This is a genomic window from Pseudomonas sp. GW822-FHT02D10, from assembly GCF_058802345.1.
In genome coordinates this window covers 169,969-186,376 of the sequence record NZ_JBXAOB010000002.1, presented here as the reverse complement: position 1 = coordinate 186,376, position 16,408 = coordinate 169,969, and the positions used below count along the sequence as shown (strand labels likewise).

The window sequence follows — 16,408 nt, the reverse complement described above, 5'->3', positions numbered from 1 at the left end:
TTCGACGGTTTCTTGGGAGGAAAAGGATGCGACTGATCGGCTTGCCATTGCTGCTGGCCTTCGCTTCGGGCGAGGCGCTGGCCCAGGCCTGCGTGGTTCATAGCCAGGCGGAGCGGCTCGACGTCAAAGTCTGCCAGCAGAATCGCAACATCCCGGAAAAACTGTTCCATGACGGCTTCTGTCAGCCAAACCTCGCGGGGCAGAAGGTCGAAGTCGCATTCCTCGATCAATGCCCCAGCGGTGCCTTCGGTGTGTGCAGCAACGCTCAAGTCGCCAATATGCCTTACCGGCAGGATATTCACTATTACGGCGTGGCCACAGACGCGGCGTACCTGAAGCCGTATTGCGAAAGCCAGAGCCAGGGCGCTTGGCTCACGCCTTGAATCAACCGAGCCATTCCAGGGTCAGGATCAGGCCGCGTCCTCTTCGATCCATGGACCAAACGGATCTGCCATCAGGCACCAACCTTCGACGCCCAAGGACATTTCGTCATCGTTGAGCAGGCAGTTGTCGAGGCGTGCGGTGAGCTGGGCGAAGTCAATATTCTGGCCGATGAACACCAGCTCCTGACGGCAATCACCCGTGGCCGAGGTCCAGTTTTCCATGATCGCTGCAGTACTTTCCTGATCCTGTGGCCACTCTGATTTCGGCACAAAGCGCCACCAGCGACCGGCGAACCCGTGACGCATCAAACCGCCGGCCTGGGACCAACTACCGGCGTCCTGGTGCTTACTGGCCAACCAGAAAAAGCCCTTGGAGCGCAGCAGTTTCCCATTCACCCACGGCCGACTGATAAAGCTGAAAAAGCGCTGCGGATGAAAGGGCCGACGCGCCCGATAAGCCATTGAAGCGATGCCGTACTCGGTGGTTTCCGGCACATGTTCGCCGCGCAACTCTTGCAGCCAACCGGGTGCCTGAGAGGCTTTTTCAAAGTCGAATCGACCCGTGTTGAGGATGTTTTTCAGCGGTACTTCACCCATGACCATCGGGATGATGTGTGCCTGAGCGTTGAGCCGTGTGAGGATCGCAATCAGCTCTTCGCGCTCCGAGCTGCTGATCAGATCAATCTTGCTGATCAACAACACGTCGGCGAATTCGATCTGCTCGATCAGCAGGTCAGTGATCGAGCGTTCGTCTTCTTCGCCAAGGGTTTCCCCCCGTGAAGCGAGACTTTCGGCGGCCTGAAAATCGAGCAGAAAATTCATCCCGTCGACCACCGTGACCATGGTGTCGAGTCGTGCGATGTCGGCCAGGCTTTGGCCGTCCTCGTCGCGAAAGGTGAAGGTTTCCGCCACTGGAAGAGGTTCGGAAATACCGGTGGACTCGATCAGCAGGTAATCGAAGCGACCGTCCCTGGCCAGTTTGCTGACCTCCTCCAGCAAGTCTTCGCGCAAGGTGCAGCAGATGCAGCCGTTGCTCATTTCGACAAGTTTTTCTTCAGCGCGGTTCAAGGTAACGTCGCGCTGAACTTCACTGCCGTCGATGTTGATTTCGCTCATGTCGTTGACGATCACCGCGACCCGAAGGTTCTCGCGGTTACGCAGTACGTAGTTGAGCAGCGTGCTTTTGCCGGCGCCGAGAAAGCCGGACAGCACGGTAACGGGGAGACGATTGGGCATCAGGTATTACTCATCAGGAGTGGCCGGTCAGGTGATCTTTTAATGTTATAGTATAACAACATAAAGACGCCAATCTCCTCTTGCTCCCAGTGACGAAGGACGCAATGCTTGAGCCCGCTCACCCCACGAGAAAGCCCATGCACAAGGCCTTGAAATGCACACTGTTGAGCCTTTCGCTGTTGGTCGCAGCAAACGCTTGCGCGCAGATGCCGAGCCTGGCGAAGTGCACGCGCAGCGCCAATCTGCTGGCCTGCGTAGACCCCGACGGCAATGCGTACAGCGTCGCCACAGTAGGCAGCACGACGTACTTGCGCGGGTTTGAAGTGAACGGCAAACGCTATTGGGCGCAGACCAGCAGCCGTTACGGCCAACTGACATTCTTCACCGGTTTGGCGTCCGACGGTGAAGCCTGGGTCGGCTACACCCGCCGCGTTGGCTGGACCACCCTCAATCGGTTTTCCAGCTCCGGCGGTTCCAGCGGCAAGTTCACCTGTAGTCGGTTGACTGGCTGCTAAACCTGCGATTTCTGCTGTGACTGCTGCCAGGCCATGTAGCTGTTCACCGGCGGATTCTTCTGAAAATAGCGCTGCAAACCCTCAAAAAGACTGTCGGCTACCGCCTTTTGGTGCCGCTCCGTGACCAATCGCTGACTGTCGCGGGCGTTGGACATGAAACCGGTCTCGACCAGGATCGATGGCACGTCCGGTGACTTCAGCACCGCAAATCCGGCCTGTTCCACGCGTTTTTGATGCAGTGTGGTAATGCTCGCCAGGCTGCCTAGCACCGTGCTACCGAGCTGCAAACTGGCGGCGATGGTGGCGTTCATCGACATGTCAAGGATCACTCCGGCGAGCATCGGATCCTTGTCCTTCAAGTTGAGCAGACTGGTCGCACCGAGCAAGTCGGCACCGTTTTCCCGTTGCGCCATGAAGCGCGCCGTGGCCGAGGTCGCGCCGCCTTCGGACAATGCGTAAACCGAAGCGCCAGAGGCCGTGAGCCGTGGTGCCGCGTCAGCGTGCACCGAGATGAACATGTCGGCCTTGTGCGTACGGGCGATCTCCACACGCTTGCGTAGCGGCACGAAGAAGTCGTCGTTGCGCACCAACTTCACATCGAAACCTTTCTCGCGCTTCAAACGCCTGGCCAGCAATTGTGCGATGGACAGCACCACGTCTTTCTCGCGCTCGCCTTTGGCGCCAATCGCGCCGGGGTCCTTGCCGCCATGGCCAGGGTGGACCACGACGATGATGTCGCGCTTGGGGTGAGCCTTGTCGATCGGCGTTTCACGCTGAACCAACGGTGCAGCCGCGGCGATCTGCACGGGTGCGGCGCTCAGTAGATCAAGTACCAGACGATGGCCCTGCCCGTCCTGTGGCGGCAGTAGAAAACTATTGAGCCGCACCGGACCAGTAAGGTCGAGGACGATCCGCGTATTGCCTTGCCCGAAGTGCCCTGAACGGATCGAACGAATCACCGTGTTGGTGAGCATTAATTGACTGAAGTCACCGCTGAGCTGCGCACCGCTCAAGTCGATGATCAGTCGCTCGGGCGCGCTCAACGAAAAAGCTTTGTACTGCACCGGTCCGCTCAGATCGAGTACCAGGCGAAGCTTGTCATCCGAACGCCAGAGCCGTGCATTGCGGATCTGCGTCGCCGACACGCCGAAAGGTAAAACCAGCGCAGCGCTGGCCAACAACAGGTTGAGCAATTGTCGCCTGTGCATAGTGAAAAACCGCTCGAGAAAAAGGCATCGTCGATTTGATCGTTATAATATAACATGGCAAAACATTTCCAACGATGGACCTGCTCATGAATGCGCTGACTCTGCCGGATATTGCCGCGCAGGCCTCACGCCAAGCCTTGCCACTCGAATGGGTGGGCATGTGCGGCATTGCTCTTCCTGTTGTGTTCGACGGCCAGCGATTGAGCGCGAAAGCCGACGCAGGCGTCAGTCTCGATGATGGCGAAGCGCGCGGCATCCATATGTCGCGGCTGTATCTGGCGCTGGAAATGCTTGAGCAGGAAAGCCTCACCCCGGCGTTGTTGCGGCAAGTTCTACAACGCTTCCTCGACAGCCACGAGGGTTTATCCAATGCCGCTTACCTGCGCATTCACGCCGATCTACTGCTCAAACGCCCAGCCTTGATCAGCCCTTTGGCCGGTTGGAAAAGCTATCCGATCACCGTCGAAGCACGATTGGAAAACGCCGTGTTCCACGTGGAACTTAAAATTGAAGTTTATTACTCGTCCACCTGCCCCTGTTCAGCTGCGCTTTCGAGACAACTTATTCAGCAGCAATTCATCGACGACTTTGCCAACAGGCCGTTGCAACACGCTGACGTTTTGGCTTGGCTCGGCTCTTCGAAAGGCATCGTCGCGACGCCCCACAGCCAACGCAGCAGTGCGCAATTGCGGCTACGACTGGATGACTATCTGGACGATCTGCCCTTGATCGCAGCAATCAATGACGCCGAAGCCGCGCTCGGCACCGCCGTTCAAACCGCGGTCAAACGCGCCGACGAACAAGCCTTCGCTCTCGCTAACGGTCAAAACCTGATGTTCTGCGAAGACGCTGCACGACGCTTGAATCTGGCGTTTAAACGCTCTCCCGGCATCAAAGCCTTTCAGTTGAGCGTGGCTCACGCCGAAAGTCTGCATGCCCACGATGCGGTGGCCGAAAGTCGTTGGAACTGGGAGGCCGCATGATTCATTGCCAAGGACTACGCTGGGGTGCGCCCGGCCACCCACTGACGCCCCCCGCCGATTTCGATTTACCCAGCGGCAGCCTGACGGCAGTCATCGGTGCCAACGGCTCGGGTAAAAGCAGCTTGCTGAAAGTTATCGCCGGCCTGCAAAAACCGTTGGCTGGCAAAGTCGTCCTGAATGTTTCACCACGGGGTGGTTTGTCCTTTTTGCCACAACAACAGCACCTCGATCGACAGTTCCCCATCAGCCTACAAGAGCTGGTCAGCGCTGGATTCTGGGGCAGCAAACAAACGCCGGACGTTCGCCGCCAACGTCTCGACAACGTGCTGAATGACTGGTGTCTGAACGGTTTGGAACAGCGCCCATTGATGGCGTTGTCGGGCGGCGAATTGCAACGTGCCCTGCTCGCCCGTTTGAGTCTCGCCGAAGCGCCCCTGTTGCTGCTCGACGAACCTCATGCGGCATTGGATGAACTCGGCCAGGCGCTGCTGTGGAAACACATCCACGCCTGGCACAACGAGGGCCGAACCCTGGTCGTGGTGTGTCATGACCTGGCTGCGGTTCGCCAGCACATTCCGCAAGCATTGCTGATCAAAAACACCGGCTGCGTTCTGGCGCCGAGCCGTGAACTGATCCTCCAGCAACCGCTCACGCAGGTGGCGTAATGGTCGTCGCACAACTTTGGCAACCCTTCCACGAATTCGTATTCATGCGCCGAGCCCTCATCGGCGGCCTGGTGTTGGCTTGCAGCACCGCACCGCTTGGGGTGTTTCTGATCCTGCGACGCATGAGCCTGATTGGCGACGCCGTGGCTCACGGCATCTTGCCCGGTGCCGCGTTAGGGTTTTGGTTCGCGGGCTTGAGCTTGCCAGCGCTAACCATCGGCGGCCTCGGTGCCGGACTGAGCATGGCCGGATTGGCGGCATGGATCACCCGCCGCACCGGCCTTCGGGAAGACGCGAGCCTGGCGGCGATCTACCCCATCTCGTTGGCCAGCGGCGTGCTGATTCTGGGGATCGCCGGCAAACGCCTCGACTTGCTCCACCTGTTGTTCGGCTCGGCATTGGCCGTCGACGGCCCGACTTTAACCGGCATGCTCTGGGTCTCGGGGATCAGCCTGATCGCCATGGCGTTGATCTATCGGCCACTGCTGCTGGACACCCTCGACCCGTTGTTTCTACAAACCGTCAGCCGTCTCGGCCCGTTGGCACATGGCGTTTTTTTGACCCTGGTGGTGCTGAATCTGGTGATCGGTTTCCAGGCCATCGGCGCGCTGATGGTGGTCGGTTTGATGATGTTGCCGGCCGCCGCTTCACGCTTCTGGAGCCGCCACTTGCCGATGCTGATGGTCATCGCCGGACTGCTCGGCTGCCTCTCGGTGTGGCTGGGTCTGTTGCTGTCGTTCTACTACTCGCTGCCCAGCGGCCCGGCCATCGTGCTGGTGGCCGGCGCGTTGTACCTGCTGTCCGTGGTGTTCGGTCCGGTGCACGGTTTGCTGCGCCGCCCGCCTTTGCTCACATCCCAATGAGGTGTTTCCCGATGCGCGCTCTACTCGTGCTGTTCAGTGTGTGGTTGTCGATGTCGCTTTCAACGGTATCGGCAGCCGAAAAGATCCCGGTGGTCACCAGCTTCAGCATCCTCGCCGATATGGTTCATCAGGTCGGTGGTGAGCATATTCAGATCACCAACATGGTCGGCCCGGATGCTGACGCCCACACCTATGAGCCCACTCCGGATGACGCCAAGGCCCTGCTCAAGGCCAAACTGATCTTCAAGAACGGCCTCGGTTTCGAGCCATGGCTGGACCGCATGGTAGCCAGCACCGCAACCAAAACCCTGGTGATCACCGCCAGCCGCGGAGTGATCCCCAGGACGATGGAAGAGGACGGTGAGACCATCCCCGACCCGCACGCCTGGCACAACCTGGCAAATACCGAACTCTATGTGAACAACATCACCAAGGCGCTGATCGCCGCAGACCCGACGAACAAAACCGACTACGAACACAACAGCCAGACCTACCTGAAACAGATCTACCGTCTGCTGGCCGAAGCCAAAGCCAAGCTCGGCGCATTGCCGCCGGGTAACCGCAAGATCGTTACGTCTCATGACGCCTTCGGCTATCTGGGTCAGGCGTACGGCATCGACTTCATGGCACCTCAAGGGTTGTCCACCGAACGTGAACCGTCTGCCGCCGAAGTCGCCGCATTGATCACCCAGATCCGGCAGGCCAAGGTCAAAGCAGTGTTCATGGAAAACATCAAGGACGCCCGGCTGCTCAAGCAAATCGCCGATGAAAGCGGTGCGCAAATTGGCGGCACCCTGTACTCCGACGGACTCGCCGCCGAAGGTCCGGCCAGCACCTTTGCCGGGCTGTTCGAATACAACCTCAACACGCTTTATGACGCCTTGAGCAAGCCATGATCCGCAAGAACCCGTCCGGCGATTTGACGCGGACGATAGAGATCAGGCGCGAGGTTTGACAGTCCCGCAATCCTGCCCCAGCCACACGGCGCGAGTGTCCATGCTGCCGTTTTGCTGGATACCGGTGGCGTTGAACGTGCCGTTGACCGTGGTGTTGAACTCGCGGTCGCTGAGGAACGTAGCAACACCGGCGCCCTGGGCTTTCGGGCAACTGAAGCGGAACTTCCACTGGTTGCCGCTGCGGTCAGTGATCTGCTGCTTGCAACCCGATTGCGGATCTTGCAGCGGAATGGTGTCGGATTGAACCTGTGCCTGGGTCAGGCACACACGAATCCCTTTGCCGCCCATCGTGATGCCCTGTTTCTCCAGTGCAGCCTTTTGTGCCGGTGTCATCTGGCTGCCCAACTGGTTGAGGATCAACTGCAGATCCGGCAGGTTCTGCTCATCGACCTTCATGTTGCTTGAGGTCAACTCCCACAAACCCGGTTGCAGCATCTGCGCCTGAGCGGCCATAGGAAGTGACAAGCCAACAGCCATGGCCAAACCCAGCAGACGTACGTTCATCGAGTAACTCCTAGACAATAGTGGTCGTTAGACGTCGCCAATCTACTTCGGTTGCATGTCTAATTAAATAGCGACATTCGCCGTGGAACATGGTCTGTTAAGCATTGAATTGTCAGGAGCACGGTTGCCCCATGGATTTTTTTGGACCCCATCTTTTCGCTTATCTGATCGCGCTCATCCACTCTCTGGGCACGATCGCTGCCATTCACGCCGTATTGACCGTCAGGACCGCTCAAGGCTCGATTGCCTGGGCCTTGTCGCTGGTATTCGTGCCTTACCTGACGCTCATCCCTTATCTGGTCTTCGGTCGCAGCACCTTCGACGCTTATATCAAGGCTCGTCGACAGGCTAACGAAGAGATGCGCAAGGCCATCGCCGACCTGGATTGGCGCCCATGGGTCGAGGAAGCACTGACCGCACGCGCTTCTAATGCCTATGCATCATTGCGAGCGATGCCAAAACTGGGGCGGATGCCGTGCCTGGCGAACAATCAGGTGCGCCTGTTGATTAATGGTCAGGCAACCTTTGAGGCGATTTTCGAAGCAATCTGTAACGCCCGCGAAGCGGTGTTGATTCAGTTTTTCATCATCCATGACGACCAACTGGGTCGGCGTCTGCAACAGCTGCTGATGGAAAAATCCGCACAAGGTGTCGCCATTTACCTGCTCTACGATCGGATTGGTAGTCACTCCCTGCCTCACAGCTACGTTCAACCCCTGCGCGATGCCGGGGTGCAGGTCGAAGCATTCGCCACACGCAGTGGCTGGCTCAATCGGTTCCAGGTGAACTTCCGTAACCACCGCAAGATTGTAGTAGTCGACGGTGTGCTGGGATTTGTCGGTGGGCACAACGTTGGCGATGAATACATGGGCGAGAAACCACCGCTGGCACCCTGGCGCGATACGCACATTGCCGCCAGCGGCCCGGTGGTTGCGTGCATGCAGGAGTCATTCGCGGAAGACTGGTTCTGGGCCTCCCGCAAACTACCACCGCTGATACTGCCGCAGAGCTACCCCGATGACGGCGTGCTCTGCCAACTGCTGGCCAGCGGCCCGGCGGACCCTTACGAAACCTGCTCACTGTTTTTCGTTGAAGCCATCCATTCCGCGACCGAGCGTGTGTGGATCACCAGCCCGTATTTCATCCCTGATGAGGCGGTGTTCGCCGCGCTACGCCTGGCCGTGCTGCGCGGTGTCGACGTGCGGCTGCTGTTGCCATCGCGACCCGATCACCGGATCGTCTACGCCGCCTCCAGCTTGTACGCCTTCGAAGCGGTACGCGCCGGAGTCCGGGTATTCCGTTACCAACCGGGTTTCCTGCATCAGAAGGTCGTGCTGGTCGACCGCGAAATCACGGCCATCGGCAGTGCGAATCTGGACAACCGTTCGTTCAGGCTCAACTTCGAAGTGATGCTACTGACCGTCGACAGCCTATTCGCCAAGGAGGTGGAACACATGCTCAACGACGACTTTGCTCAGGCCCACGAAATTGCCAAAGGCGAAAGCCGGAAGACCCACCGCCTGCAACAGCTCGGCATGCGGGTCGCCCGGCTTATCTCACCAATTCTTTAAGGCCGATACCTTAAGGGTTGTAGATGTCGTCGCGGGTCCACGGGAGCTCATGGCTGCCGTCGGCGTGGGCCTTGACCGCGAGGATCTGGTGCAAGTTGATCCAGCCCCGCGCGAACGCGTAGGCGCAGCCTGCCAGATACAGTCGCCAGATCCGCAACGCCTGCTCTGGAACCTCTTTGGAGGCAGCTTCAAGGTTGTCCTCAAGCCGTTCGCTCCAATGGTCCAACGTGCGCGCGTAATGCAGGCGCAGGCTTTCGACGTCGACGATCTCCAGCCCTGCTTCACTGATCTCGGCCGAAATCATCGACAGGTGCGGTAATTCACCGTTAGGGAATACGTAGCGCTCAATGAAATCGCCAGCTCCGCGCCCGACCGGCCGGCCATCGGTGTGCTTGGCGGTAATACCATGGTTCATCACCAGGCCGCCTTCGCGCACGGCACCGAACAAAGTCTTGCAGTACTCCGCAAGATTGGCGTGGCCAACGTGTTCGAACATGCCGACACTCACCACCTTATCGAACCGCCCATCCTGCGGCAGATCTCGGTAGTCGAGCAGCTGTAGCTCAACCTGATCCTGCAGTCCTTCGTCGATCACCCGTTCCCGGGCCAGGGCCAATTGCGCTTTACTCAGGGTGATGCCAAATACTTTCACCCCAAACTCCCGCGCGGCATAACGCGCCAACCCTCCCCAGCCGCAGCCGACATCCAGCAAATACTCGCCGGGTTGCAGCCGTAGTTTGCGACACAGGTGGCGAAATTTTGCTTGTTGGGCCTGTTCCAGGGTCTCGCTGCCGGTCTCGAAGTAGGCGCAGGAATACGCCATGTCACTGTCGAGCCAGAGCTGATAGAAAGCATTCGAGAGGTCGTAGTGATAGGAAATCGCCGCCGCGTCAGTGGCTTTGTCATGGACGGAGCGCACCGGTTGATTGTCGTCAGCTTCATTCAGCAATGCCTGGCTCCACTCATCACACACCCGGATCACATCGCTGATCGAGCCTTCGAGTTCGAGCTTGCCCTCAACGAAGGCGGCGCCCAACAGGTCGAGGCTTGGACGGGTGAATTGAGGCACCAATTGCGGGTCCTTGACCACAATCGTGACGCTGGGCGCGGGTCCCAGATTAATTTCATGGCCATCCCAGAGTCGCAAGCGAAGCGGTAATTGCAGATTCTGTAAGGCCGGTGGCAGTTGCGCGAGCATGAATAGTCCCCCCTTGTTTCAGACGTCTGATTTGAGGGTAGACCATCGTGGAAAATTAGCTGGCTATCGATTTAATAGCCTTTTCCTATGAGTCACGACGGAGCAACAAACTGTCGTAAACCCATTGTCTCAGCCAGGTGATGGCCTGAAGAGGTGCGCCCTCTCCACAGTTGACTGTCAATTGTGCGCACAGTTCGGCAAAGCTCCAGCCCTCATTGACCAGGCGCTCAACTCTCTTCTTTCAGCTTGAGCAGCGGCTCCTGGAACCGTAGCAAACGCCCGGCATTACCCAGCACCAGCAAAGTGCTGAGGTTGTGCAGGACCGCAGCAATCATCGCCCCTGCCGCCCCCAGCCAGCCAAACGCGGCGAACGCAACGATCGCCAGCGTCCAGCCCAGACCGATGATCACATTGACCTGCAAGGTCTGCCGGCACTGGCGACTCAGGCGTACGCAGGTGCCAAGCCGACGCAAATCGCTGCCAATCAATACGATATCGGCTGAGGCCAGGGCAATGTCCGCCCCGCCCGCGCCCATGGCCACACCGACCACGCCAGCCTTGAGCGCCAACGAATCGTTGATGCCATCGCCGACCACCATCGGCCGGAAGCCATTGTCGATTTCGGTCAGAACGCGGTTGAGCTTGTCCTCCGGCAAGGCCTGAGCCTCGACATCGCTGATACCGACTTCATGGGCCAGGCTGTGGGCGACGCTCTGTCGATCACCGGTCAACAGCAACTGTCGACCGAGCCCCAGCTCACGCAGTTCGCTCAAGGCAAAACGCGCTTCTGGTTTGACGCTGTCAGCCAGCAACAACCACGCGAGAAAACGCCCATTCAACGCTAGACCGGCAATCGGCCCGTCGTGCTCCGGCACCGTCGAGGTGGCGATGCCCAACTGCGCAAACAACTCTGGTCGGCCGAGCGCCGCTTCACCCTGCTCAGTCATCGCCACCACACCCAAACCCTGACGCTCGCGGATGTCCGACAACAGCAAAAAATGCTCCTGAGCGACCAACCCGGCCAACGCCCGACTGACTGGATGACTGCTGGCTGAGCCGAGGCTGGCAGCCAGTTTCAGCAAGGTGCTGCGGTCCTCGACCGGGCTGTCGATTGATTGCAAACGCAACGTGCCAAACGTCAGGGTGCCGGTCTTGTCGACCACCAGCGACGTCAGGTCTGCCAACTCTTCAAGGAACGCCGAGCTACGAATCAGGATACCGTGCCGCGCCGCCACTGCGATCCCGGCAATCGCCGTCGCCGGGGCCGACAGCACCAGCGCGCACGGGCACGCGGCAACCAACACCGCGAGCATCGCTTGCGCGTCATTGGTGACGAACCAGGTCACAGCGGCCAACAGCAACACCAACACCATGTAGCTGCCTGCATAGCGTTCCAGCAATCGAGTGATCGGTGGCTTGGAGCGCTCGGCACTTTGCATCAACGCGATGACTTTGCCGAGGGTCGATTCGTGGCCGGTGCGGGTCACTTCCAACCGCAACAAGCCATCGAGGTTGATCGCCCCGCCGAACACCTGCATGCCAACGGTGGCCTCAAGCGGCACCGATTCACCGGTAATCGGCGCGGTGTCCAGGCTCGCCTGGCCGGACAGCACCAGCCCATCGGCCGGTACTCGATCGCCTGCGCGCACTTCGACGATGTCTCCGGCCTTCAACGCAGCGTTGTCGATTTCGATAATCGAGCCATCGGCCTGAACCTTGCGCGCGTGGCTACGCGTCAGGCGGCCAAGTGCGTGGATCGCTTCCTGAGAGCCAATCACGCTGCGCTCTTCCAGCACGTGGCCGAAGATCATGATGATCGGCAACAAGGCCGCAGTCAGCAGATCGCCTGTGGCCCACGCACCCATCATCGCCAGAGCGATCAGTTGATCGGTGATCCCGTGCAGGCTCGGGTAACGCAGGCTGTACCAGGCCGAACGCATGACCGGAACGGCCACCAGCAATGACGCCAGCCCGAGCAATAACTGGCTGACACCGGCTTGCTCCGGCGACAACCAGCGCCAGACCAGCCCCAGACCGAGCAAACCCAAAGCGAGCATCGCCAAGGTCAATTGACGTGCGGCACTGCGTTGTTCGGCCGTGCTCAGCATGCTCGGCGTGGCGGCGGTTTGAGCTGTCATTGTTCGGCTCCCTGAATGATCAGGCGGGAATCGTCTTTAGGGTTGACCGTCGTGACCGAGCCGGCCTGACCGAGAATTTTCGGCATACGCTCGCGGTAGATCCGCAGAAGCATTTCCGGGTCGGTACCCTTCTGTTGCGCCTGCGCCAGGCTGAGTACGGTGGCGGTGTCGGCCGACGCTTTAGCCAGGCGTTCGCTGGCTTGAGCGTGAGCGACTTGCAGTGTGCGGTCAGCTTGTTCGGTGGCAGTCTGGGTCAGTTTTTCGGCTTCAGTACGTGCGTTGGCGACGGCTTTATCCGCTTGCTGACTGGCTGTCAGTACCGCGTTGAACGCGTTTACCGCAGGTCCGGGCAGACTCGATTGCACGTCGACCCTTGCCACCTCGATGCCCAGTCCCTGCCCCGTCGCGGCCAACTCGACCAAGCGTTGGTTGATCCCTTGCACCAGATCACCGCGCAGGCGTTCGCGACGTTCGGCGGCCGATTTGTCAGCACCGATCAACTCCGGCCGAGCGACCAGAATAGTGTCCAGGTCTCGCGCAGCCGTCAGCGCCACGGCACTGCGGGTCACCAAACGGTCCAGCGCCGGCAGCACATGTTCACCCTGCAGGACGAATGCGTAAGGTTCGGTCACTTTGTAAAACACCCGAACGTCCAGTTGCACAACACCCGAATCACCGGTGAGCAAATACCCTGAACCGGCCAGCGCATCGCTCAGCGGCCTAGCGAAACTCGCCACGCGCTCACCTTGCAGCGCGGCATCAGAGCGCAACAGATTCTCCACCCGCTGCTCGATCACCCGATCCGCCGCCGGCAACAAAATCACCTGTTCGAACGGACGCGGCCATGCCAGCAGCAAACCAGCGTTCTGAATGCGATCCAGCGCTCCGAAGTGCAAGACCACAGCGCGATTCTGCGGATCAATCTGCCGCACATTGGAGAAAGCCCAGGCCAACGCAGCCAGCACCGTTACGGCATAGAGTGCGAGAAATGTCAGGCGTCCTGCCTGAATCCACGGGCTGCTGAGTTCATGTGTTCCACGTGGAACCACACTCATGGCTGCGACCCAGACTTGTTATCCAGCGTCGGCGGTCCATCAACCAGCACCCGGAATGGCGCGGCATCGGTACGCAGAATCAGCTTGGTGCCGCGCGTTACCATCGTGTCCAAAGTGTCCAGCGAGCGCAGCAAGTTGTACAGCTGCGGCGAGCCGGCGTAAGCCTTGCCGTAGATTTGCGCGGCTTCAACCCGCGATTGAGCCTCGATATCCGCCGCCTTCACCATCGCGTTGGCCTGGACGATACGCGCATCGCGCTCGGCGGCCGAACGGATTTGCGCCGCTTCACGCTTGCCGATGGCCGTGCGTTCGGTGGCAATGGTTTCACGCTCGGCACGCATACGGTCGACGGTGGCGGTCAGGGTCACTGACGGTAATGTCAGCCGTTCGATGCCAACTTGCAGCACACGCACGCCGTAAGTGGTCAGCAGTTGCTGATCGATCTGCTTGCGCAGCTGTGCCTCGAAATCGGCGATATGCACTTGGTTGGCGTCGGTATTCACCAGGTTTGCCAGGTCGAAACTGCTGGCGGTGGTTTCCAGCGCAGAACCCACGAACGTACGAATCTGCCGCGCCGCTTCGTCCGGTTGGTTCTGCACTGCACGCATGAAGCGCTGCACGTTGTCCGGATCGCCCTGCACCTGCCACGCGACGTAAGCCTGAATAATGATCCGCAATCCATCGCGCGTGCCCACGTCCTGCAAACCGCTGGAGGTGGTGCGCAACCGCAGGTCTACCGGAATCGCTGCCTCGAACGGTGCCGGCCAACGCCAGCCAAGGCCTGGGTTCAGCAGCACCCGCGAAGGGTTGCCGAAACGGGTAATCACCGTCGCCTCGCCCGAGCGCACTTGCACCAGGCTGGCCGCGGCAATGGCAAACAGCACCAGCAGCGCCGCCCAACCCATACGCCGCCACGGAAACGGTCCCGCCTCTTGCGGGTCGCCAGGGTGATGATGGTGGTGGCCGTGATGATGCCCGACGTGGTCGTGATCATCATGCGGCTCGTGGGAATGCGACGGGCTCAATGGGCGGCTCCTGACTGAACGGGTTGACGTGACGGCGAAGTGTCAGTCGGTAAGGTGGCGGGTAACGTGTAGCTGCGTAAGTCGATGGTCGGCGTACTGTTGCCGCCCAGACGATGATCGAGAACCAGTACTTTGGCGTTGGCCAAACCTTGGGCCAACTGGGCGAAATATTGCTCCAGCACAAAGGCTCGACCGGCTACCGCGTAGGCCTTGCGCTCGGCAGCGAAACGCAGGTCGGCGGCCTGGGCAGTGGCGTTGACTTCGCGGGCCGTGGCCAGCGCCTGGTCATGGGCGACACTGGCTTGCAATTGCGCCTGATTGGTTTGCTCGGCAGCCGCACCGCGCTCGCGGGAAATCAATGCTTGCGCACCGATCTGCGCTGCTTGCACACCGTGATAGGCGTTGGCTGCACCCGCCGGCGGGTGAATCGCTTCGACCACCGTGGCGAGAATTTCCACGCCGCTGTCGAGTTTCTGCAAATCGGCCTGCACCGCACGACCAATATCTTCGGCGAGCCCTACCCGATCTGCGCCAAGCAACCCATCAAGGGTTCGCGAGGCGAAGTCGTGCACCAGAATCCGGCTGGCGGTGCTGCGAATCAGCGTCGGTACATCGGCACTGTTGTAGGTCGCCGCCAACGCGGCCTGATCGCTCAGACCAATGCGATAGACGAAACGCACGTCCATGTTAACGATCTGGAAGCTCTGTTTATCGTTGCTGCTACTGGCAATCACCTGAGATTTGTCATTCACGTGACTGGCGTCCCACAACCGGTTGGCAATCGCCGGCGCGGGCCCTTCCGCTGGATCGACCGCCGTCACCGCTGGCGCGTCACCGACGCTGGTCGCCAATTCGTGAACCACGCCATTTTCGACACTCAGCAGCCGGCCCAACGGCCAAGGAAAACCGGTGTGCAAACCCGGGCCAAACACCTGCACCGGTTTGCCGAAGCGCTCGTAGATCCCCCGCCCTTGCAGTGGTATTTCGTGAATCCCGGTCAGCAACCAACCCACCGCCAGCACCACCGCCAACACCGGCAAGAACGCCCGACGCATGTAAGTGAAAGCCCAGATCTGCCGCAGGTCGATGCCAAAACGGTTATGCAATTCGTGCTGCAACGCCAGCAAGGGTTGTGGCGGCCAACGCAACATATCCGCGACAAAACTGCGCGCCAGCAGCCTCGGTTCGAGCAGATCGCGACGAGGACTGAACAGCGACACTACCGCACGCAGCAGCAACTCCGCGGCGACCAACCCCGGCAGCAAACCGATCAACACCGCCAGACGCACCGGCCAGACGGCGGTTTCGCTGCTGAACAACAGGCAAAATGCGCTGATCACCAGACAGATGATCGCCACGCGAGTGAGTTGCGCCAACTGCCCGGCCTCGGGCCACTCGGCCGAATTTTCCTGGGCCAGTTGACGTTCGAACACCAGCAATCCGAAGGCCAGCAGCAACGAAATCGCCGCCCCAACGCTGGCCGAGAGGCCCAGCGCAGCAGCGGGTAATGTCAGGCTCCAGAACTGTTCGATGCTGAACAACGCCAGCAATGACCAACCGGCCAGCCACAACGTCGGCGCGCCGATCTGCGCCAGCAACCCGACCCAGCGCTCACCCATACGCGCCAACAGGCGTTCATACCCGCCGAGCGCCTCGGTGGATTCGGCCGGCTCTGCGGCCAGCACAACCACCGGTTCAACCAGCGCCCGCGCCCGCCATTGGGTGACCCACCAGGCTGACTGCAGACTGGCCACCACCACGATCAACGCCGAGGATTGACTGACCAATAGTGGCGCCCAGAGCGATTGCGGTGCAAACAGCCCGACAAAAAACGCCAGCAACAATCCTGCCGCCGCGAGACTCGCCAGACCGATGCCCATCCGCTTCAACCGACGTCCGTGAAACACCGCCTGCTGAAAACGCGGCAGTCCTTCCACGTTCGCCCCTTCAGCCTCCAGATCGACTTGCATACCACCTCAGTACTTGCTGTTACGTGAACCTGGCCTGTGGATAAGTCATCAGGCCGTTGCATTTTTTGCAAATCGTTACGATATAACGATGGTAGTGATTTTTTTGCTCCCCGCCCATCACCAATCCCGCACAAATGA

15 protein-coding genes and 1 pseudogene are annotated in these 16,408 nt (G+C 59.8%); 7 read left to right on the top strand and 9 right to left on the bottom strand.

The window, feature by feature from the left end; genetic code table 11:
* The first annotated feature begins 26 nt into the window (after window positions 1-26).
* Window positions 27-383, top strand: coding sequence for an NADH:ubiquinone oxidoreductase (locus AC1RPZ_RS04060; protein ID WP_493135131.1), 357 nt, complete (start codon window positions 27-29; stop codon window positions 381-383).
* A gap of 27 nt (window positions 384-410) precedes the next feature.
* Here the strand turns inward: AC1RPZ_RS04060 and zigA are convergent, their stop codons facing one another.
* Window positions 411-1,619, bottom strand: coding sequence for a zinc metallochaperone GTPase ZigA (gene zigA / locus AC1RPZ_RS04055; protein ID WP_493135129.1), 1,209 nt, complete (start codon window positions 1,617-1,619; stop codon window positions 411-413).
* 137 nt (window positions 1,620-1,756) lie between these two features.
* Here zigA and AC1RPZ_RS04050 point away from each other — a divergent pair, with 137 nt between their 5' ends.
* Entirely contained in the window at window positions 1,757-2,134 is a 378-nt protein-coding gene (locus tag AC1RPZ_RS04050; RefSeq protein ID WP_493135127.1) for a glutamine synthetase, read from the top strand.
* Here the strand turns inward: AC1RPZ_RS04050 and AC1RPZ_RS04045 are convergent.
* Window positions 2,131-3,342 carry an N-acetylmuramoyl-L-alanine amidase gene (locus AC1RPZ_RS04045; RefSeq protein WP_493135125.1) on the bottom strand — a complete coding sequence of 404 codons (1,212 nt, stop codon included), beginning with the start codon at window positions 3,340-3,342 and terminating at the stop codon, window positions 2,131-2,133. The genes AC1RPZ_RS04050 and AC1RPZ_RS04045 overlap by 4 nt on opposite strands.
* 86 nt (window positions 3,343-3,428) lie before the next feature.
* On the opposite strand from AC1RPZ_RS04045, the gene folE2 reads away from it, so the two are divergent.
* Genes folE2 through AC1RPZ_RS04025 form a run of 4 tightly spaced genes read left to right on the top strand, consistent with a single transcriptional unit; the run spans window position 3,429 to window position 6,749 of the window.
* Window positions 3,429-4,325, top strand: a complete 897-nt coding sequence (folE2, locus tag AC1RPZ_RS04040; protein WP_493135123.1) for a GTP cyclohydrolase FolE2 — start codon at window positions 3,429-3,431, stop codon at window positions 4,323-4,325.
* Window positions 4,322-4,990 carry a metal ABC transporter ATP-binding protein gene (locus tag AC1RPZ_RS04035; protein WP_493135121.1) on the top strand — a complete coding sequence of 223 codons (669 nt, stop codon included), beginning with the start codon at window positions 4,322-4,324 and terminating at the stop codon, window positions 4,988-4,990. The genes folE2 and AC1RPZ_RS04035 overlap by 4 nt, the downstream gene beginning before the upstream one ends.
* Window positions 4,990-5,853 carry a metal ABC transporter permease gene (locus tag AC1RPZ_RS04030; protein ID WP_493135119.1) on the top strand — a complete coding sequence of 288 codons (864 nt, stop codon included), beginning with the start codon at window positions 4,990-4,992 and terminating at the stop codon, window positions 5,851-5,853. The genes AC1RPZ_RS04035 and AC1RPZ_RS04030 overlap by 1 nt, the downstream gene beginning before the upstream one ends.
* An 11-nt stretch (window positions 5,854-5,864) precedes the next feature.
* Window positions 5,865-6,749 carry a metal ABC transporter substrate-binding protein gene (locus AC1RPZ_RS04025; protein WP_493135115.1) on the top strand — a complete coding sequence of 295 codons (885 nt, stop codon included), beginning with the start codon at window positions 5,865-5,867 and terminating at the stop codon, window positions 6,747-6,749.
* A gap of 42 nt (window positions 6,750-6,791) precedes the next feature.
* On the opposite strand, the gene AC1RPZ_RS04020 is transcribed toward AC1RPZ_RS04025, so the two are convergent.
* Window positions 6,792-7,313 carry a DUF3617 domain-containing protein gene (locus AC1RPZ_RS04020; protein WP_493135112.1) on the bottom strand — a complete coding sequence of 174 codons (522 nt, stop codon included), beginning with the start codon at window positions 7,311-7,313 and terminating at the stop codon, window positions 6,792-6,794.
* A 131-nt stretch (window positions 7,314-7,444) separates the two neighbouring features.
* On the opposite strand from AC1RPZ_RS04020, the gene cls reads away from it, so the two are divergent.
* Window positions 7,445-8,884 carry a cardiolipin synthase gene (gene cls / locus AC1RPZ_RS04015; RefSeq protein WP_493135109.1) on the top strand — a complete coding sequence of 480 codons (1,440 nt, stop codon included), beginning with the start codon at window positions 7,445-7,447 and terminating at the stop codon, window positions 8,882-8,884.
* A gap of 10 nt (window positions 8,885-8,894) precedes the next feature.
* Here the strand turns inward: cls and cfaB are convergent, their stop codons facing one another.
* From cfaB to hflK (AC1RPZ_RS03985), 6 genes and pseudogenes are all read right to left on the bottom strand, one after another.
* Complete coding sequence (cfaB, locus tag AC1RPZ_RS04010) at window positions 8,895-10,082, bottom strand: C17 cyclopropane fatty acid synthase CfaB (RefSeq protein ID WP_493135106.1); 1,188 nt, start codon at window positions 10,080-10,082, stop codon at window positions 8,895-8,897.
* Window positions 10,083-10,167: 85 nt separating this feature from the next.
* Window positions 10,168-10,305, bottom strand: a pseudogene (locus tag AC1RPZ_RS04005) (HvfC/BufC N-terminal domain-containing protein); the annotation flags it as partial.
* 4 nt (window positions 10,306-10,309) lie between these two features.
* Complete coding sequence (locus AC1RPZ_RS04000) at window positions 10,310-12,220, bottom strand: cation-translocating P-type ATPase (RefSeq protein ID WP_493135104.1); 1,911 nt, start codon at window positions 12,218-12,220, stop codon at window positions 10,310-10,312.
* Window positions 12,217-13,275, bottom strand: coding sequence for a protease modulator HflK (hflK, locus tag AC1RPZ_RS03995; protein WP_493135101.1), 1,059 nt, complete (start codon window positions 13,273-13,275; stop codon window positions 12,217-12,219). Before hflK (AC1RPZ_RS03995) ends, AC1RPZ_RS04000 begins: the two co-directional genes overlap by 4 nt.
* Window positions 13,272-14,300, bottom strand: a complete 1,029-nt coding sequence (gene hflC / locus AC1RPZ_RS03990; RefSeq protein ID WP_493135099.1) for a protease modulator HflC — start codon at window positions 14,298-14,300, stop codon at window positions 13,272-13,274. The genes hflK (AC1RPZ_RS03995) and hflC overlap by 4 nt, the downstream gene beginning before the upstream one ends.
* Window positions 14,297-16,270, bottom strand: coding sequence for a protease modulator HflK (gene hflK / locus AC1RPZ_RS03985; protein WP_493135097.1), 1,974 nt, complete (start codon window positions 16,268-16,270; stop codon window positions 14,297-14,299). The genes hflC and hflK (AC1RPZ_RS03985) overlap by 4 nt, the downstream gene beginning before the upstream one ends.
* Between the last annotated feature and the right edge of the window lie 138 nt (window positions 16,271-16,408).